This window comes from Clostridium budayi (assembly GCF_055396605.1).
Genome location: NZ_AP042456.1, coordinates 651,545 through 673,116, shown reverse-complemented (window position 1 = coordinate 673,116; position 21,572 = coordinate 651,545). Strand labels below are relative to the sequence as shown.

At 27.2% G+C, this 21,572-nt stretch carries 12 protein-coding genes; 1 reads left to right on the top strand and 11 read right to left on the bottom strand.

Features of this window, described 5'->3' with window-relative positions:
* Positions 1 to 114 precede the first annotated feature (114 nt).
* The 4 genes from dltB to dltD are packed head-to-tail and all read right to left on the bottom strand — an operon-like array spanning position 115 to position 4,199.
* A complete protein-coding gene (gene dltB / locus ACZ5TJ_RS03075; protein WP_464201201.1) occupies positions 115 to 1,281 on the bottom strand; it encodes a D-alanyl-lipoteichoic acid biosynthesis protein DltB in 1,167 nt (388 codons plus the stop codon).
* Entirely contained in the window at positions 1,281 to 2,807 is a 1,527-nt protein-coding gene (gene dltA, locus ACZ5TJ_RS03070; protein WP_464201200.1) for a D-alanine--poly(phosphoribitol) ligase subunit DltA, read from the bottom strand. The genes dltB and dltA overlap by 1 nt, the downstream gene beginning before the upstream one ends.
* Positions 2,808 to 2,825: 18 nt before the next feature.
* Positions 2,826 to 2,972 carry a hypothetical protein gene (locus ACZ5TJ_RS03065; RefSeq protein WP_215634919.1) on the bottom strand — a complete coding sequence of 49 codons (147 nt, stop codon included), beginning with the start codon at positions 2,970 to 2,972 and terminating at the stop codon, positions 2,826 to 2,828.
* The gene (gene dltD, locus ACZ5TJ_RS03060; protein WP_464201198.1) at positions 2,973 to 4,199 is read right to left on the bottom strand and encodes a D-alanyl-lipoteichoic acid biosynthesis protein DltD; all 1,227 of its coding nucleotides are present in this window, start codon (positions 4,197 to 4,199) and stop codon (positions 2,973 to 2,975) included.
* 315 nt (positions 4,200 to 4,514) lie between these two features.
* Between dltD and ACZ5TJ_RS03055 the strand changes: the two genes are divergently transcribed.
* Positions 4,515 to 5,318, top strand: a complete 804-nt coding sequence (locus tag ACZ5TJ_RS03055; RefSeq protein WP_464201197.1) for a Cof-type HAD-IIB family hydrolase — start codon at positions 4,515 to 4,517, stop codon at positions 5,316 to 5,318.
* A 110-nt stretch (positions 5,319 to 5,428) separates the two neighbouring features.
* Here ACZ5TJ_RS03055 and ACZ5TJ_RS03050 read toward each other — a convergent pair whose 3' ends face one another.
* The 7 genes from ACZ5TJ_RS03050 to ACZ5TJ_RS03020 form a co-directional block, all read right to left on the bottom strand.
* Entirely contained in the window at positions 5,429 to 5,782 is a 354-nt protein-coding gene (locus tag ACZ5TJ_RS03050; protein ID WP_215634922.1) for a DUF1667 domain-containing protein, read from the bottom strand.
* A gap of 24 nt (positions 5,783 to 5,806) precedes the next feature.
* Positions 5,807 to 7,048 carry an NAD(P)/FAD-dependent oxidoreductase gene (locus ACZ5TJ_RS03045; protein ID WP_464201194.1) on the bottom strand — a complete coding sequence of 414 codons (1,242 nt, stop codon included), beginning with the start codon at positions 7,046 to 7,048 and terminating at the stop codon, positions 5,807 to 5,809.
* An 11-nt stretch (positions 7,049 to 7,059) separates the two neighbouring features.
* Positions 7,060 to 8,490 carry an FAD-dependent oxidoreductase gene (locus ACZ5TJ_RS03040; RefSeq protein WP_464201192.1) on the bottom strand — a complete coding sequence of 477 codons (1,431 nt, stop codon included), beginning with the start codon at positions 8,488 to 8,490 and terminating at the stop codon, positions 7,060 to 7,062.
* A gap of 223 nt (positions 8,491 to 8,713) precedes the next feature.
* Positions 8,714 to 10,210 carry a glycerol kinase GlpK gene (gene glpK, locus ACZ5TJ_RS03035; protein ID WP_464201191.1) on the bottom strand — a complete coding sequence of 499 codons (1,497 nt, stop codon included), beginning with the start codon at positions 10,208 to 10,210 and terminating at the stop codon, positions 8,714 to 8,716.
* Between the two features lie 60 nt (positions 10,211 to 10,270).
* Positions 10,271 to 10,828 carry a glycerol-3-phosphate responsive antiterminator gene (locus ACZ5TJ_RS03030; RefSeq protein ID WP_464201189.1) on the bottom strand — a complete coding sequence of 186 codons (558 nt, stop codon included), beginning with the start codon at positions 10,826 to 10,828 and terminating at the stop codon, positions 10,271 to 10,273.
* A gap of 475 nt (positions 10,829 to 11,303) precedes the next feature.
* Positions 11,304 to 19,475: a glycoside hydrolase family 94 protein gene (locus ACZ5TJ_RS03025; RefSeq protein WP_464201188.1), complete on the bottom strand. Its 8,172-nt coding sequence runs from the start codon at positions 19,473 to 19,475 to the stop codon at positions 11,304 to 11,306.
* Positions 19,476 to 19,645: 170 nt separating this feature from the next.
* Positions 19,646 to 21,448: an FUSC family protein gene (locus ACZ5TJ_RS03020; RefSeq protein ID WP_464201186.1), complete on the bottom strand. Its 1,803-nt coding sequence runs from the start codon at positions 21,446 to 21,448 to the stop codon at positions 19,646 to 19,648.
* Positions 21,449 to 21,572: the final 124 nt, after the last annotated feature.

The following is a 21,572-nucleotide window of genomic DNA, read 5'->3' as shown; positions in this document are numbered from 1 at the left end:
TATAAAATTTATATAATCAATCTATTTTGTTTAACTATTTCTCAAAATAATTTTATAAAATATTTTTATTATTTTATTGAAATTTCATTTAACTTTCTTTTAAATTTAAATTAGTTATTTAAATATATTAGCGTAGTATCCTGAGAATAGTAATAATCCAATACATGCTATATGGAATGTTATAACAACTTGTACAACATTAAACCATTTTTCTTTCTTATGTGCTTTATAAAATTTAGATTTCTTTTGATATATATCAGTTAAAACTAATACAACACCTTGGTATACACCATAAGCTATATAATACCAAGTAAGTCCATGCCAAAATCCCATAGTTATCATAGTTATCATTTGAGCTACATGGGCTGCTGTTGTTCTCTTTTTAAATCTCTTCTTTCTCATAGAGCTTAGTACGAATCTTGAGAATATATAATCACCAAACCATCTTGAAAGACTGATATGCCATCTTGTCCAGAATTCTTTCATATCTTTACTTAAGAATGGTTTATTAAAGTTATCTGGTGCTTTTATTCCAAATATATAACTAGTACCTACTGCAAATAAACTATATCCTCCAAAGTCAAAGAATAAGTATAAGCTATAAGCATACATATAATTAACACTACTTAAAAATGTTATATGATGACCTGTAGGAATTTTACTCATCCAACATGTATTAATTAAAAAGGCTATTATAAACTTGTATCCAACTCCTAAAAATATTTTCTTTATTCCTGGAATTAAATATTCATTTATATACTCTTCTCTTTTTATATGTTTATCTAAATCAGCTTCAAACCTTCTTGATCTATCTATAGGACCAGAACTTATTGTTGGGAAGAATAATATAAAATATAGTAATGATGAAAGTTTCATCTCACTTATAGCACCATCATATATTTCTATAATTATTTGTATTGCCCTAAAGTTTAAATAAGATATTCCTATAAATCCTATAACTCCAAGTTTTATGTGCGGAGAAATTTTATTTATTATTAAAGGAAGCATAGAAGCAAATAAAAATAATCTATATACTATCTTACTGTCAGTTTTCCTTCTAACAACTAAATAACCCTTTATTAAAATAACTTCTCCTATTATAAATGCAGCAAGAAGACCTAAGTGTATATTAATTCCAAATATTAAATATATCATGAAAGCTGTTGCTATCATTCCATAATATTTTATTTTTTTCTCACTAAGTCCAAGGATTATTGCTGGTATTGCCGTTAATGCCAATATATAAAGATAAAAATAATCTCCATACTGTGAAAAAGTCATTATTTTATATCCTCCATAAGTTTCTTTCTATCGATTTTCCCATTAGTGTTAGTTGGGAATTCATCTATTATCTTTATATTTCTTGGAATCATATATGCTGGAACAAATTTTTCTAATCCCTTTTTTATTATCATTCCATTCTTTAAATTGCTTAAATCATTTTTCTCTTCTAATTGAACTATTCCTTGAAGATATGCTATCTTTTCATCTTTATAAATAGGTAATACAACAACATTTTTAACATTATCTACTTTTCTTAAGTTGTTTTCTATATCTTCAATTTCAATTCTAAACCCATTAAGCTTTATTTGGAAATCACGTCTTCCACAGTAATATATTTTATCTTCTAAAAGATAAGCCATATCCCCTGTTTTATACGCTCTTTTTCTTTCACCATTTTCTTCTTCAAAGTAAAATACTTCATTTGTTTTCTCTTCATTTTTAAAGTATCCTTTTGAAACAGAGTCTCCGATTATTATAATTTCGCCCTTTTCTCCGTCTTTTACTTCGTTTCCATTTTCATCAACTACTTTAATTTTTGTAGTTTCCATTACAACACCAACTGGAAGGCTCTTTTCATCTTCTATCATTTCTTCTGTAATATCATTTGCACTTATTCCAACTGTTGCTTCTGTTGGGCCGTATCCGTTTATTACTCTAGTTTTAGGAAATCTTTTTTTAAGTTCCTTTGCAAGATTTTTAGGTAAAACTTCTCCTATAAATATCATTGCTTCAAGCTTAGGTAACATGTTAACATTAAAGTCTTCTTCTGTTACACATACACCTGCAAATGATGGTGTTGAAACCCATATTGCCATGTCTGATGCACTAAATTGTTTAAATAATTCTTTATAATCTGCTAAAGTCTTCTTTGAAAGTGAGAATAAAGTGCATCCATTAGTTAGCCCTGGATATATTGTTGTAACTGAAAGGTCAAATGAATATGCAGCTTGATTCATTATTACTTTTTCACTTCCATCAATATTTAAATAATCACTTATCCATTCTTCAAAATTATCTATATTATTACTACTTATTTGTACTCCTTTAGGCTTTCCTGTACTTCCTGAAGTAAATAATATGTACGCATTTTCATCTTCTTTTACGTAGTTTTCTTTATCTACTTCTTTATCTTTATATTTATTTATTATTTCTATAAGTTCATCTTTGTTAATTACATTAACATCTCCAAATTTTGATTTTTCTAGATCACTAAAATTAAATACAACTTTTGGAGTAACTTCTTCTGTTACTGTTAAAACTCTATCTAATGGAAAGCTTATATCAAGTGGAACATACGCTCTTCCAGACTTTAAAGCTCCTATCATACATGCCATTATAAGGTTGTCCTTATTTCCATATATAACAATTGGAGTGTTATCTAAATCGCCATGTATTTCTTTTAAATAAGCTCCAATACTTTCTGAATAACTATCTAAATTTTTATAACTTAGCTCTTCTCCATCGCACTTTAAAGCTATTCTATCCGTTTTAGCAAATCTTTTAATACCCTCTATTATTTTCATATTAAGTCTCCTCCTAAATTAGAATTCATTATATATAAACGGTATTTGCTTAAATTGAGTAAATGTCATAACTAATATGGCACCTATTATTACTACTGTAAATAATATACTCATCATTAAAAGCTTATTGTTTTTTAAATTATTTAAAATCCTTCTAATACACATCTATTTAACCGCTCCTTCGTTATACTCTTTATATAACTTTTCGCTAATATCAACCCATCCTCTTGTTCCTAAATGCATAACATCTCTTAAATAATATTCTTCAGTTTCTTTATCCTTTAAGTTTATAGTTTTAAATCCTTTTTCTTTAGCTAAATTAGCTATAGTATCATAATATTTATCTCTTTCTCCTTGAGAAAGTCCTGTATAATCGTAGTACCATTTTGCATTTGGCATTACAACTATAGTTGGTTCTATATTTAAATTTTGACATAGGTTTAAGAACGCTTTATAATCATCTAACTCTTTAGAATCTAATAAGTTAGTATTTTTGTATGCATTTTTCATTTTAGCTAAGTGTTTCTTTAGCACATGATCATAATATCCTTTATCTATCTTATACTTATTTCCATTAACTCTTTTCTTAGCATCTTTTATAGCTTGTTTATCTTCTTCTTTCCAATTTATAGGTTTTTCATTAGTCTTTTTATCTTTCTTATCTTTAAGACCTTTAAGCTCTTCATATAATAAACCTTTTCCTTTAAGCGAAACTAACTTTTCTCTAACAAAGAAATACGGACTTAATACTAATTTTTCAGCCTTTGCTAAAATTGAATTATCATTATATAGCTTTGCATAAACACCTTCTGCATTATATTGGCTTCCTTTTTTAAGAAGATCTGCAACTCTATTTGCTACATAATCCTTATTTTCTTTTGATATATTCTTATTATTTAAAAAACTATAAAATTGTTCTGGTGAAAATCTATTTTCAAATTCTTTAGGTGCAATACCATCTTTTCTTAAAAACCATTGCATTGATACTAAAAGAACTACTTTCTTTTTATTATCCTTATTTTGAGTAATGCTATTTTTTGTATCAGCACTTCCAAGAGTTAAAACATCTTGTAAATCTTGACTATATGGTCTTCCAATTATAAATATCTTATACTTACTTTTATATGAGTTAAAATATTTAGTTGGATGCTGTCTACTTATTGTCTTACTAAGTTCTGATGACCCTAGCATCATAATATCTCCTTTAGATAGAAGATAATCGTTTAAAATAACCCCTTTATCTTTTATTTCACTTTCATATTTACTCATAAGAGGTGTTAAATCTTTGCTTTTTAATAAGCTATCTATCCTATTATCTAAAAGCTTATTAAGCCCAAAAGCAAAAATAATTCCTATAAGTATTGGTACTATAAAATATAGTATTTTCTTCATGCCATGCTCCCCTCAAAAAATAAAATTTACTAACAAATATTATTACTATTTCTAATTATATTCAATTACATTAATTTAACCTATTTGAATACTTTATGAACGATTTCTTAAAAAAATATAAAGTTCTTAATATTGGTCTTTGAAAAGCTAGATTTTTAGCCACTTTCATCCTAAGAACTACTATCTTTAATTAATAATTTATTATCATTTAAAAGTAAAAAAATAACTCTAAACTTAAATATTTCTATGATTTTAAATCTTATTAATGTAGAATATTATTGTATAATTTCTAAATTTTATAAAATGGAGGATTTTATGTATAAATTGCTTTCTTTAGATTTAGATGGTACTTTACTAAGAGACAATTCAACAATTTCAGATAGAACTAAGAAATATATTAGCCTTGCAAGAGATAAAGGCGTTAAAATAGTTCTTTCAACAGGAAGGCCTCTTCAAGGGGTTATGCAGTATGTAGAAGAACTTTCTCTCTTAGGAGATAATGAATACGTATTAGCTTATAATGGATGTGTAGTATATAATACGTCTACTCTTGATGCTATTGTAGATAATTCACTTAAAGGTACTGATTTAAAAGAAATATTTAACCTTGCTAAAGAAAACTCACTTTATGTACATGCTTTTACTAAAAACTACTGTTATGCATCCCATAAAACTATTTATAGTGACTGTGAAACTTTATATAATAAGCTTGATGTTAAATTCGTTGATTTTATTAATGATATAGATGATGAAGATAATATTATAAAGGTAATTTTAATTGAAGAAGAAGGTAAATTAGACTCTTTCTATAAAAAGATACCTAAAACATTCTTTGATAAATACTATATAATTAGAGGTCTTCCTCACATGCTTGAATTTATAAAAAGGGGCAACTCTAAAGCTTTAGGGCTAAAAGCTCTTATTGATCATATAGGGATTAAAAGAAGTGAAGTAATTGCCTGTGGCGATTCACCAAACGATCTTGATATGATTCAGTTTGCAAAAATAGGAGTGGCAATGGGTAATAGTCATCCAAATGTTAAAAGCGCCTCTGATTTTATAACATCTTCAAATATGGACGATGGTATTGTAACTGTTATAAAAAAATATATTCTATAATTTTTATAAATTTAAGAACCTATAGCAAAAGCTATAGGTTCTTTTGTTAGGTTGTTTAGTTTTTGTTAATTTATATTAATTTAAAGAGATACGCATGGTTTAATTTATTTTTAGTTACATTCTATGTCTCTACTAGCAACAACATCAATTCCTGTTCCTAGTACATCCTTTATAAGAACGTCACCCATTTTTATTGGTGCATTTACAGTTGTTTCATTTATAACTTTCATACATTCAAAATTTAATTTCTTTGGTATTGCTCCAGCTGTTTTTACTGGTACAACTGGTAGTTCTCCACCATTTACCTTTACTGTTGAAGTTACTACTCTAACTGGATTTGTAACTTCATTTAATCCATATATTTCTCCTCTTTTACAAGTGTTACCTGTAACAGTCTTATTATCTACATCTACTTTTAAATGACATCCCATTGGACAACTTATGCAAATTAATTCTTTAACCATCTTTAATCACCATCCTAAATTTTATTATTCTAATGAAATTGTTATATCACCTTTTACATCTTCTAAAAGTTTCTTTGGTAATATTATTTTTTCCATTTCTGATGGAGCTAGATGTTTTCTCTTGAATGAAGCTATTTCTCTATCTCCTTCTCTAACTACTAGTGCTTTATCATGATATATGTTGTTTACTCTCATAAATACTGTCATACTTCCATCGATTGCATCTGCTGTGAATCTTTGAGGTACAGTATAATTTACATTTTGACCGTTAATTATATTTATTGCTTCACCTTTTTTAAGTTCATTTTTAATGTACTTAGCAGCTGATTTTCCTGCATGTTTAGATTCTTGAGTAACAAAGTCAACTAAGTCATGAACGTGTACAACGTTACCACAAGCAAATATTCCATCTACTGATGTTTCCATGCTTTCTGATACTATAAGTCCATTTGTTCTCATATCTTTCTTTATTCCAGCTTTTTCTGATAATTCATTTTCAGGAATTAATCCAACTGAAAGAAGTAATGTATCAACTTCAAATTCTTTTTCAGTTCCTTTAATAGGTCTTCTATTTTTATCAACTTCTGCAATTACAACTTTTTGAAGTCTTTCTTTACCTACTATATCTATTACTGTATGTGATAAAAATAGTGGAATATCATAATCATTTAAACATTGAACTATGTTTCTATTTAATCCATTTGAATATGGCATAAGTTCAACTACACCTTCAACTTTAGCACCTTCAAGTGACATTCTTCTTGCCATTATAAGTCCGATATCACCAGATCCTAATATAAGAACTCTTTTACCTGGCATATATCCTTCCATGTTAATGTATCTTTGAGCAGCACCTGCTGTAAATACTCCTGATGGTCTATCTCCTGGAATATTTATAGCTCCTCTAGTTCTTTCTCTACATCCCATTGAAAGAATTATTGCTTTTCCTTTTAATACAACATATCCTTCTTCTTCATTTATAGCATGCACATTTTTATTATCATCTATATCTAATACCATTGTTCCAAGTTTTACTTCAACATTAGTATCCTTTAACATGTCTATGAATCTTTGTGCATATTCAGGACCTGTAAGTTCTTCCTTAAATGTGTGTAATCCAAAACCATTGTGGATACATTGATTTAATATACCGCCTAGTTCATTGTCTCTTTCTATTATTAAAATTTTCTTTACTCCATCGTTATATGCTTCGTATGCTGCTGCAAGTCCTGCAGGGCCTCCCCCAACTACTATTAAATCGTACATTGATATCCCTCCTACTTTGTTTTTCCTACTAAAATATATGAACCATCTTTTTCTTGATAAATATCTTCCATTGGAATATTTAATTCTCTTGCTATTATTTCTTGAACCTTAGGTCCACAGAATCCACCTTGACATCTTCCCATTCCTGGTCTACATCTTCTCTTAACACCATCTAATGTAATGCTACCAAATGATCTATGAATTGCATTAACTATTTCTCCTTCAGTTATGCTTTCACATCTACAGATTATTTTTCCGTATCTTGGATCCTTCTTAATTACTTCAGCTTTTTCTTCTGGTGATAATTCCATAAATACTATTTCTTCTCTTCTTGGATTAAAGTTTTTATTTTCTTTTAGTTCTAATCCACATCCATTTAATATTTTAACTACATCTTCTGCTATAGCTGGTGCTGATGAAAGTCCTGGTGACTTAATTCCAGCTACATCTATAAAGTTTTTAACATCTTCAGCTTCTTCAACTATAAAGTCTCCTCTATCTGGAGTTGCTCTAAGACCTGCGAAGTTTCTAATTGATTCTCTAAAGTTTACTTTATCAGTTGTTCTCTTTGAAGTTTCTCTTATATAGTCAAGTCTTTCTGCAGCTGTGCTCTTATCTTCTTTATCTTCGATATCTTGAGCATCTGGTCCAACTAAAAGGTTTCCATGAACTGTTGGAGTAACTAATATACCTTTACCAAGTTTTGATGGACATTGGAATATTGTTGAGCTAACAAGTTTTCCTTGAGTCTTATCCATTACAAAGTACTCACCTTTTCTTGGAATTATTTTGAAACTTTCTTTAGCTATTAAATTATGTATTTCATCTGCATGAACTCCTGCTGCGTTTATTACATATTTAGCTTCGATTACTTTTCCATCTGTTGTTGTTATCTTAAATATATCGTTTTCTTTTACTATATTTTTAACTTCTGATCTTAATTTTAATTCTCCACCATTACTAACCGCATTTTCCATAAGTGCTATTGTATATTCATAAGGTCCAACTATACCACCTGTTGGTGCATATAAAGCCCCTACTATATCATGGCTAAGATTTGGTTCCTTTTCTAAAACTTCTTCTTTGCTTAGTATTTGTAATCCCTTAACTCCGATTTTATTTCCATTTTCATAAAGATTTTTTACTGTTTCCATATCTTCTTCTGAGAATGCTATTATTAATGATCCATTTCTTTTAAATGGTACACTAAGCTCCTTACAAAGATCTTCAAACATTTCATTTCCTTTTACATTGTACTTAGCCATTAATGTTCCAACCTTTGGATCATATCCTGCGTGAACTATTGCTGAATTTGCTTTTGATGTTCCCATTGATACATCATTTTCTTTTTCTAGTACAGTTACCTTTAAATCATATTTTGTTAGTTCTCTAAATATTGAAGCTCCTATAACTCCTGCTCCTATAATTGCCACATCATACATACTAAAACCTCCTGATTTTTATCATTTTCTTAGGGATTAAAATTCTCTAAGGGACAAAAAAAGTCAAGCAGAAATTAGAGATTATCCATCCCTAATTCATGTGCTTGACTCTAACTCTCTTAACACTTATATTTTATTTATGTTTTAATAATATCATATTTCTTCGTCTTTGTCAAACGTTTTCATGAAATATTTAATTATATTTATCTTTTGTTATATAATATTACTCATTTTCCCAATTTCTAACGCGTGAAACAGCTTTCTTCCAACCTGCATATAGTCTTTCTCTTTCTTCAGCATCGAATTTTGGTTCGTATACTTCACTAGCATACCAGCTCTTTGCGATTTCTTCTTTATCTTTCCAATATCCAACTGCAAGTCCTGCTAAATATGCAGCTCCAAGTGCAGTAGTTTCACTAATTATTGGTCTAGTAACTTGTGTATCTATTAAATCTGATTGGAATTGCATTAAGAATTCATTCTTACTAGCTCCTCCATCAACTTTTAAACTCTTTATTTTATATCCTGCATCTTCTTCCATCGCATGTAATACATCTTTTGATTGATATGCAATAGATTCAAGTGCGGCTCTTATTATATGATTTCTGTTAGCTCCTCTTGTTAAACCAAATATTGCTCCTCTAGCATACATATCCCAATAAGGTGCACCAAGTCCAACAAATGCTGGAACTACATATACTCCACCATTATCTTTAACCTTCTTAGCAAAGTATTCAGTATCTTGAGCATCATTTACAAGCATAAGTTCATCTCTAATCCATTGAACTACAGCTCCACCAACAAATACTGATCCTTCAAGTGCATATTGTACTTTGTTATCAATACCGATTGCAATTGTTGTTAAAAGTCCATTTTTACTTTCAACTCTTTCTTCTCCAGTATTCATAAGTAAGAAACATCCTGTTCCATAAGTATTTTTAGCTGAACCTTTTGTGAAACATGCTTGTCCAAATAATGCAGCTTGTTGGTCTCCAGCTATACCAGCTATAGGTACTCTGTAACCACCTTTTCCTCCAAGATTTGTATATCCATATACTTCTGATGAATTTTTAACTACTGGAAGCATTGATTCTGGGATACCTAAAACTTCTAACATCTTTTTATCCCATTGTAGTGTATTTATATTATAAAGCATTGTTCTTGAAGCATTTGTATAATCAGTTATATGAACCTTTCCACCAGTAAGTTTCCAAACAAGCCATGTATCAACTGTACCAAATAAAAGTTCTCCATTATCTGCCTTTTCTCTAGCACCTGGAACATTATCTAATATCCATTTAATTTTAGTTCCAGAGAAGTATGCATCAAGAACTAGTCCTGTAGTTTCTCTTATGTATTCCTTTAAACCTTGTTTTTCTAGCTCATCACATATTTGTGCTGTTCTTCTACATTGCCAAACTATAGCATTGTAAATAGGTTCTCCAGTATTTTTATCCCAAACTATTGTAGTTTCTCTTTGATTTGTTATACCAATAGCTGCAATATCTTCTTGAGTTAAATTACTCTTTGCTAAAACTTCTTGTAGAACACCATATTGGCTTGCCCAAATTTCCATTGGATTGTGTTCAACCCATCCTTCTTTTGGGTAAATTTGAGTTATTTCTTTTTGACTTATGCCTAATATATTTTGCTCATTGTCAAAAATTATTGCTCTTGAACTTGTAGTTCCTTGATCTAGGGCTATAATATACTTTTTCATAGTTAATACACCTCTTTATGCTTACTTTTTAAATATTTAAAATTAAATTATTAGCAAAAATTACATTTCCCATATTTCTCTTTTTGTAGTGGATACTGATGATGCACCTGAACTTAAAGCCATCATAACCTCATCTTTAGTTTCAATAAGTCCACCACAAATTATTGGTTTTGAAGAATTCTTTGTAAGTTCTTCTATAACTTTTGGGATAAGTCCTGGCAAAATTTCTATTGCATCTATATTTGATGATAAATGATTTTTTACATTTTCTAAAGAAATAGTATCAAATACAAAACTTCTTTGAATTGCTATAAAATCGTTTTCTTTTGCTAGTCTTATTGCTTGAGATTTTGTGCTTATTATTCCTTTAAATTTAGTTTCTTTTTTTAAATATTTAACTGCTGCTTCTTTTTGATTTAATCCTTCAATTAAGTCTATATGTACTATTCCAATTTTATTATTTTGATCTATTATCTCACTAATTTCTTTAACATTAAGCACGTCCCCAAAAAGAACAAATATAATTTCAATATTTGAATTTATTGCTACATTTAGTTCTTCAAAATTTTTAACTGCTGAAATAACTGGATTATTTTCTAATACTTCGTTAAAATTCATATTTTCACCTTATAACCTTATTTAAAAATATCTTTGTAAATGTTTACTAACATATTTTTATTATTACACTTATAGAGTAATGTGTCAATTTAGATATTTTTTTAACAGTTTGTATTAAATTTTATAATATTTTTCAAGTTAAATCATATATTTACATTAAAATTTTTATTTAAACTTTTTTTCATAATTTCACTTGCAATCAAATTTTCAATTAATTTTTAGTGTTTCTAAATTAATATATTTTTCTTATAATTTAATTTTTTACTTCTTATTTTTGTTATTTTTTTAACTATCTTTCTGTATATAACTAATCTTTATATTAAATTTTCACTATTTATTAAAACATGCTTCATATTATTTTTAAACTTTATGTTAATACACCTTCATTAGTTTATTATTTGTTTACATTGTGGGGATATTTAAAAAAATAAAAAGCAACTTATTTACAAAATCTCTGTAATAAGTTGCTTTATTCTTAACCTTTATAATAAACTTCTATTTCTGCTTTTCCTAGGTCTTTAGGAATTATATCTCCTTTGATTTCTTTTCCGTTTATTATTATTTTATTCTCAGTTCCTTTTTTAACTGTTATTTTATATTTCTCTTTTTCATTGTTTATATTGATCTCAAAATCACTCCACTCTCTTGGAACACATGGATTTATTTTATAACCTTCTCCTTTATACTTTGTAAAACCTAAAATATTTTCAAGTCCTACTTTATACATCCATCCAGCAGTTCCTGTGTACCAGCTCCAACCACCTCTTCCTCCGTGAGGTTCTCTTATATATACATCAGCTGCCATAACATAAGGTTCTAACTTATATTTTTCACATTCAGCTTCTGTTCTTGTGTGGTTTATAGGATTTATCATATTAAAATATTTTAATGCTTTATCTCCCATATTAAGTTTTGTTAGCGCTAATATTACCCATGTAGCTGCATGTGTATACTGACCTCCGTTTTCTCTTACCCCAGCAACATACCCTTTTATATACCCTGGTTCTAGCTTTGATTTTTCAAATGGTGGTGCTAAAAGTTTTATTAAACCTAACTCTTCATCTACAAGATTTTCTATAGTAGATTCAATAGCCTTTTTGCCTCTTTCTTTATCTCCTCCACCTGATATTAATGCAAAGCTTTGGGATAATGAATCTATTTTACATTCTTCATTTTCTTTTGAACCAAGTGGTGTTCCATCATCAAAGTAAGCTCTCTTATACCATTTGCCATCCCAAGCGTTTTTCTCTATATTTTCTCTTATAAATTCTTTAATATCTTTATATTTATTTATTTTCTCTTCATCATTCATATAATTTGCTAAGTCTTCAAAGTCTGAAAGGATTTTATAAAGGAACCATCCAAGCCATACACTTTCTCCTTTTCCTTTATTACCAACAGTACTCATACCATCGTTCCAATCTCCACTTCCCATTAAAGATATATTATGAACTCCAAATTTTAATGATTTTTCTATTGCCTTTATACAGTGCTCATAAATAGTGCCTTCCTTTGATGACTGATTTACTATAGTATATCTCTCATCTTCACCTTCTCTTAAAGGCTCATCTTCTAAATATGGAGCTTTCTCTTTTAATATACTATAATCACCTGTAACTTTTATATACTCCTCAGTTACAAATGGAAGCCACAATAAGTCATCTGAAAATCTTGTTCTTATACCACTATTTATTACAGGGTGCCACCAATGCTGAACATCCCCTTCTAAGTATTGTCTTGATGCACTTCTTAATATTTGTGTTTTAGTTATATTATAATCTATCAATCCAAGTGACATTGAATCTTGAAGCTGATCTCTAAATCCATATGCTCCTCCTGATTGATAAAAAGCAGTTCTTGCTAAATAACGACAACTGTAATTTTGATATAAAAGCCATCCATTTAAAAGATAATCCATCGACTTATTTTCTGTTTTTACACTAATATTTCCTAGGAAATCTCTCCAATAAGCCTTTGTCTTACTAAGTTCTTCGTAAACATTTGATATATTACTATACTTTTCTATTATATTTTTTATATTATCTTCTTTTTCTTCTTCACCTAATAAAATAACTACTTCTCTTTTTTCACCTTTTTTAATGTTTATTTTACATTCTGTAACTAAACATGGATCTAAAGCACTTCCAAATTGACCTTTAAGATTTCTATATTCTAATCCTTTTGGTGTTTCCATACTTCTTGAAGTACCTATGAATTCTTTTCTATCACAAGTAAATGACAAGCTTTCTCCACCTATTATAGTTGAATAAGCTTTAAGGTTTCCAAAGAATTCAGAATAAGGATTTTGACCATATATATAATTTTCTTTATTATAAGTTGTTATATATTTTGAAGTATCATAATTTAAAACACCAAGAACTAACTGAGCATAATAAAATACTGATATTTCTTTATCCTCATTACTCTTATTTTCTAAAACTACTTTTTGTATTTTTAAGTTTTCATCCCTTGGAGCAAAAACTATCATACTACTATTTATATCGTTAGTATTATGACTAAATGAAGAATATCCAAATCCATGGCGTATTATATACTCTCCTCCATCGCGTACTGGCTTTGGAGTTATTGAGAAATATGTTCCTGAATTGTTATCCCTAACGTATATAGCTTCACCTAAAGGATCTTTAACCCAATCGTTACTCCATGGAGTAATTTTATTTTCCCTACTATTTTTACACCAAGTATGTGATGCTCCTGTTTCTGATATAAAAAATCCAAAATTATCATTTGAAATTACATTTATCCAAGGTGCTGGAGTACTCTTGTAATTAGAAAGCTTTATTACATAACTATAGTCTTTTTTATCAAAGCCACCATAGCCATTAAAGAAATCTAAATCTAGCTCTTCTAAACTTTCTAATTGAGTTTTACTATCTTCTAAATTATTCTTTAATAATATCTTATCCTCATCTTCTAATAATTCTTTATCTATATTTTTTCTATCTACACTTTTTAAATTTCTTAATTCTATTCCTTTTTTACTATCTATATATATAGCTGAAATTCCTATTAGAAAATCTTTTATTTCTGAAAGCATAGTAGCTTTATTATGAATGAATATTCCACCTTGTTTATTTATCATATCTCTACTTGCAGTACTACTTATTATTTGATTTATACTATTTTGAAGTGGTTTATCATAAGAGTCTTCTTCATTATTGTATATTATTAAATCTGTTTTTAACCCTTGAAGTCTAAAGTAGTTATGCATCTTTAATACAAATCTTACGGTATCTAAATCATCATCATTTTTTATTTCTAAAAGTATAATTTTTAGATCACCAGATATTCCATATGCCCATAAATCTTTTTGATGTTTATTTATATTCTTTATGTAATCTTCTCTATCTTTTCTTCTATCATTTAAGAAAAGTATATATGATGCTAACTCTTGGTATATATTAGCTTGATTTTCTGTAATACCTAAGTTTCTTAGTTCAACTTGCATCCCTTTATTATATATATTAAAAGCTTTTTCTAACTTTTTAATATCTGAGTATTCTCCTGAAAGTTTTATAGCATCTTCCTTACTTTCGCTAATACCTGTAATAAAGTAAATTGTTTTTTCTTCACTTTCTTGAATTCTTACTTTAGTTCTAATACTCATTATAGGATCTAATACAATTCCTATGTTATTTTTAAGGGTGTCTTCTTCTAATGCCTTTGGAGAATTTAAATCCCTATCTCTTCCTATAAAGTCTACTCTTGATGTTTCATAACTTATACCATCTTCTTTATTGCCATTTACTATAGCTTTGTGATATAAAAATGGTATTTTTCCATTCTTTACTCTAGGTCTTCTTTTTGAAAGTAGAGTTTCACTTTCTTCATCAAACTCTGTTTGAATGAAAAGATTTGAAAAACTAGGGTGTGCAGCATCTCCTTCAAATGATGTTAAAGTAGTTTCCATGTAACTTGTAACTTCTAAAATTTCTTCTTTATCTCCAGTATTTTTTAAAGTTAGCTTTCTTATATCAACATCATCTTCTAAAGATAATACTACCTCTAATTTACTTTCAATATCATCATGCTTTGTATAAAAACATCCTTTATCTATTGAGAAATCTACTTTATAGTATTCTCCTACACTTTTACAAGGTTCATATGTAGCGCTCCAATATTTATTTGAAGTTATATTCTTTATATAAAAGAACATTCCACTATTATCTGATGTACTATCCCCTTTCCACCTATATAGTAAGTTATTATCCTTCTTTGAATATCCACTACCAGTTGTTGTTATCATACTAGAAAAGCTTCCATTTGAAAGAAGCAGTAACTCATTATTTTCTCTAATAGCACCTTCAAAACTTCTTTTAGTAAACTTTTCTAATTCAAATTCTTTTCTCTTAGGTAAAATTTCATCTTCTCTTTCAAAAGTTATGTAATTTGGAATTTTCTCTTTAAGTAATAATTCCGTTGCTTTAATTTCTGGTATTCTATGAAATCTTTCTTTTAATATATTACTATTTAACATATTATCAAGAGCTAAATAAGACATACCTAAATGATGAACCATGTAGCATACAACAGGCTTTCCATTACTTCTTATTTTATATTTATTCTTATCAGTTCTAACAACATCATAATGAATCTTTTTCTTTTTATAATCTTCATTGTACTTATATTCATTAAAGCTTTTATCTTCATTTTCTTCTTCATTATCGTATAAAATATCTTCGTTTAATATTTTATTGTTTCTACCTTGAGTAAAATCAATAGCTTCTATAAATCCATATCTTCTTAAAGCCCCTTCTTTTTCTAAAACTTTTAAGTTTTCTATTGCCTTTCCATTTGCTATAGGAAGTGCCATTATACTTGAGTAAGGAGAAACTACTATTTCATCTTCAAGCCCTCTTTTTAATCCTATTCCTGGAACCCCAAATGCTTTATATTGATAATTTTCTGCTACATCAAAATGATAATATGCAGATTCTGATATTCCCCAAGGAACTCTTTTCTTTCTAGCAAACGCCATCTGTGCCTTTATAACAGATTTATAAGTTAGACTTAAAAGTGTATTATCATAATCTTTCATTATAAGATTTGGCATTAAGTATTCGAACATAGTACCACTCCAAGATACTAATGATTTTCCTCTATAAGAGTTACTCATTGCCCTTCCAAGTCTAAACCAATGTTTTGTTGATACTTCATTTCTAGCAATTGCTAAAAATGATGCTATTCTTGATTCAGATGCCAATAAGTCATAATATGAACTTCCTAAGCTATCTTCCTCTAAGTTATATCCAATTGAAAATAACTCCCTCTTTTTATCATAAAGAACAGTAAAGTCCATATCTTTCATTATAAGTTCTATATCTTTTATTACATTATCAATTCTTTCTTTTAAAGGTACTAAATCTTTAACCTTCCCTATAGAATCCTCATTATTCTTATTTAACTTATCCGCCCATATAAGTTTTTGTTCTATTTCATTTGTTAGCTTGTTAATCCAGTAATTATATTCTTCATCGTCTTTTTCATCTTTAAATATTTTTACTTTTTCTAATTCATTTTTAAGTATTATTTTATAATCATCTATTGATTTATATTTAGAAATATTTATATTATCTTTTATATTTAATATTTTATAAGTATCTTTTAATGATTGTATTTCTTCTCTTCTAATTAATGGATTATTTTTGTATTCTTCTAGTGTTTCTTTTAAAAGATATAAATAACCTAAAAGATTACCACTATCTACAGTTGATACATACCTTGGATATAAAGGCTCACATGTTGTAGTATCATACCAGTTTAAATAATGACCTTTATATTTTGATAGTTTATTCATTCCACCTAAAATTTTCTCTATCCTATCTATAACTGTATCAATTGATATATATCCAAAATCATAGGATACTATATTCGTTATTAATCCCATACCTATATTAGTAGGTGAGGTTCTATGTGCAACTCCTTTAAAGGGCTTTTCTTGATAATTATCTGGTGCTAAATAATTATTTTCTTCATTTATGAAATCTTCATAATAAGCCCAAATTCTTCTACTTATTTCTCTTAAATATATATAATCTTTTTCGCTTATTGAGTATTGTAATTTCTTATCAATTTTACTTATTTCGTAAGCATTAAGCGGTGAAAATACCCAAAGTAGAGATAATATAGTAGACATTATTCCAAAAAATATTGATGAATTAAAGCCAACAACAACGATTGCTGCCCCTGCAATTAAAGAAAACCACATCTTTTCATAGTAATAACCTAAATGATTTTCTATTGATTTTTCTGCATCTTCTGCTGTTTGCCATTCAAGTAAGTGTTTTTTGCTTATTATTAATCTATATAGTGTCTTTACTATTGCATTTACCATTATATATGTTTGATATGGTATAAAACTTATTATTAAAACTATTTGTTTAAAGCTTTTAAATGTACCAGATAATTTATTTTTTGGTGTAACAACAAAATCAGTTACTGTAAATAGTAGTGGTGTAATTATAGCTAAAAATAGTATAATTGATACTTCTATTCCTCTATTTAAATATCTAAGTGCTATTATTAATCCAATTAAAAGTGATGGTGCAAGTAAACTCCTTCTTAAATTATCAATTATTTTCCACTTTGATAATAATGATATTTTAGATGAAAATAACCAAGGAATTAGTTGCCAGTCACCTCTTACCCATCTATGAAGTCTTTTAGAACTACTAAGATAACTTGATGGATAATTATCTATAAATTCACAGTCAGTAACTAATGCACTTCTTACATAAGCTCCTTCTAGAAGATCATGGCTTAATACTTTATTATCTGGAATTTCATTTTTTAAAACTTTATAGAATACATCTATATCTAATATACCTTTTCCGGTAAATGAACCTTCTCCAAACAAATCTTGATATGTGTCTGAGTATGCAATTGAGTAACCATCAACTCCCCCTTCTCCTCCAAATATATTAGAGAACTTACTCATATTTTTACTCTCTAAAGATATTGAAACTTTAGGTTGCATTACTCCATAGCCTCTAATAACTTTATTCTTTTTTAATATAGCTTTATTTAATGGATGACACATTGCACCAACTAATTTTTTTATAGTATCTCTTGGCATAAATGTATCTGAATCTAGTGTTATTATGTATTTTGAATCCTTTAGTTCATCAATTGAACTACTTATAACATTAAATGTATGATTTTTATCTCCCTTTAAAAGAGAAATAAACTCCATTATCTTTCCTCTTTTTCTTTCTCTTCCAATAAACTTTTCTTCTTTACTGTTATAGACTCTTTTTCTATTTAAATAAAAGAATTTATTATCAGAAATGCAGTATTTTTTATTTAGCTTTTCTATTTGCTCTAATGCAAAACCATTTAGATTTTTATCATTCCTTGTAGTTTCATGCTCACAGTCTTGAAAGTCTCCAAGTATTGCAAAATAAACATTTTCTTCTTTATTTCCTAGGTATGAAACTTCCAATTTCTCTACAAGCTTTTTTATATTTTCTTCTGAAGTAATCATTGATGGAACTATTACTATAGTTTTGTTTTCACTATTTATACCATCCCTTAACTCTATTTTAGGTATATGTCTTAAAGGAACCTTCTTTGTAACAATCCAATTTGTAAGTGCTACAATTATTTCACTTGCAGGAATAAATATTATTATTGCTTCTATTACGTGTTGAGTTCTACTATACTCTACTCCATATAAATATCCTAAAGCTAATACTAAGAAGATAATAAATAAACTTCCTAAAATATTTATAAGCCAAAATATTTTAGAAGAAAATTTATTTTTTATTCTGTTTCCTCTTTTAAGTTCCTTTGAAAGCTCTTCAATTCCATCATCTATTAAATAGTATCCAATATGTATCCTATAAAATTCCATTCCTTTTTCTTTAGCTCTATTTGCTAATAAAAGAGCCTCTTTTACGATATCTTCTTCATCTATTTTGTACTTTCTAGAAATTCTTTCTATAGTATGCCTGTAGTAATCTTTTGATTTAAAATCCATCTTTTCATAAACATTACTTGGATCTTTTTTTAGTATACTTTCTATAATTGATGTTTCCTCAAAAAAATGTCTCCAATCTATAACATCTATTTCTCTTAAAGACATTATTAATGAACTTATTTTTTCTACTAACTCATCTTCTTTAGCTTTACTCTTTAATAGATTTTCGTATCCCTTTTCTTCTTTTCTATCTTTTTGAATATTTTTTAATTTTGTTGCTTCTTTAGATAAATTTATAATTATCCCAGCTCTAAGTGCTAAAGGAAAAGCCCAAAGTTCTCCTATAGTATATTTTTCTCCTTTTTCCTTTATAAAAAATATACTATCATCTTCAGTCACTTTTCCTTTATTTCTATTTAACATTTCTTTTGCGCAAATATATATTCTTGGAAGCTTAATATCTGAATTTATTTCATTTTCAAAATAAAGATTTTGAAAATAACTCCTTGGCATATTAACTTTTATGGCTTTATACTCTTTTTCTATTAAATATATATTATCAAGAAGCCAATTGCCCGCACTTATTATCTCTTCTCCTTCTTTTGATAACATCTTTAAATAATCATGAGTATCTTTTATATTCATAAAACTAAGCTTTAGCTCATTAAGAACATTTTTTCTACCATTCAATGAATCATTTTTATCCATATCCCTTTCTCCTTTGCAAAGTTTTACTTTTAAGATTAGTTTTTACTAAAACTCTAAAAATAATCATATTTTCTTTATTATCAAAAAAGTATAGGATATAAATAAAAAAGAGTTATATTATAAAGTGACCTGACCATATCAAACACCTTTATAATATAACTCTTTTCTTTTTATTTAATTACAACATTCTTTAATTTGGATATATTATCAATATCTTCTTTTATTTCTTTTATTAAATTCCTATTTAAATAATTATCTAAATCAACATTTTCTTTCAATAAAAATAATTTATATAAAAATCCTGCGTTTACTGATACTCTATTGTGATATACTTTGAATTCTTCATAACTTTCATTATATTGTTTTTTATCACCTATTATATTGTTTAAATAGTTTATCATTAGTTTATTTTGAAGCATTAATTCTCTTAAATTGTTATAATTAAGGTTTTCTCCACCTTCTACACCATTTTTTATTATAGAAAATATCCTTTTATCATTCTCCTTTATCTTTAACAATTTTTTATTACATTCATTGCTAAATTTATATGGTCTTATTATATAAGTTATTAATATGGCTATTAAAACTCCAATAAATACAAATAGTAATCTATCGAACATTACTATCATATTAGGATGTGCAATTTCCTTTACCCCTAAAGTACATATAGTAGTAAATATCATTAATTTATCATAACTTTTAAAAAGTGTCATACAAAATATTGCAACTATTATTAATGCTATTTTTATATTCATATTACTAATATATTGGAATATTATAATTGATAATCCTGCACCTACAACTGTTCCTTTTAATCTTTTAAATGATTTTGAAATTGTATCTTTAAGATTTGCTTGGATTACTACAAATGATGATAACACTATCCAATAGTAATACTCTATATTAAATAACTTACCTACTGCAAGAGGTATTGTTACTGCTAAAACCATTCTTATATTAAAATAAAATGTTTCTTCTTTTTCTTTATATGAATATATAATTTTGTTTATTATTCTTTTAGGTGACATTATTAGCTTTATTGCACTTAACATGCTTTCTTTCTCTCTAGCCTTTTTAGAATAACCTGTAATACTTATTATTATTAATTCAATTAAACAGGCATTTAATTTATACTTATTATCATTTTTTAAAACTTTACTCTTTTCTTTTTCTAATAAATCTACAGTCTCATCTATACTTCTTTTATTTGTTATAAATTCTTTTATTATATATAACAAGTCTTTATTTGAATTAAGTAAATATTTATTATTCATATAATCATAGCTATCTATTTCCATATTTATTTTTTCTAACATAGTCAATAAGTCAAAAATATATTTATCTTCATATATAAAATTACCTTTACTATCTTTTGAATTATTAAGAATAGTATCTAATTCATTAATTAAGCTCTCTATCTTTCCATCTAACTTACTTTTATTATTTCCATCTAATAAATTCTCTATTTTTAAATTAATTGAATCTATAATTTCAGTTAATAGGTTTATCTTTTTACTTTTATAATTAACTTTAATTATATATAACTTAAGTATCATAATTATTACTACACAAAATACTACACCAGCTAACCTTAAAGGAAATTGATTATATCCTACTGAAAATAATAGTGTATATAAATATAAGTTAGTAAATACATAGTAATATCTATTATCTAAGTCATCTAAATATAAGGCTCCAATAATATATAAAAATACTACATTCAATGCTATACCTAAATATATATTTAAATTAACTAACTGTGCACATACTGACAATGAAATAAAACCTATAAGTAATTTTATAAACTCATATTTAGGTTTAATTGTAAAATCCTTTTTAGCTAAGTTCATTATAGCTATGATAACTGCAAAAGCTAATACTATATTTTCTTTTCCAAATAATATATCTACTAAAGAAAATATTAATAATGATACTAATGTTAATGATAACTTTGTGATAATTTGTTTTTTCATTTTATTTTTTCCTTATTCATTATATTTTTTATTATCCATTTCATATTTTTAGCTATATCTAAATTTATATTTATACGTATTATAGCATCTATTAATTTCTAAATATGATTTATATTTTTAACTT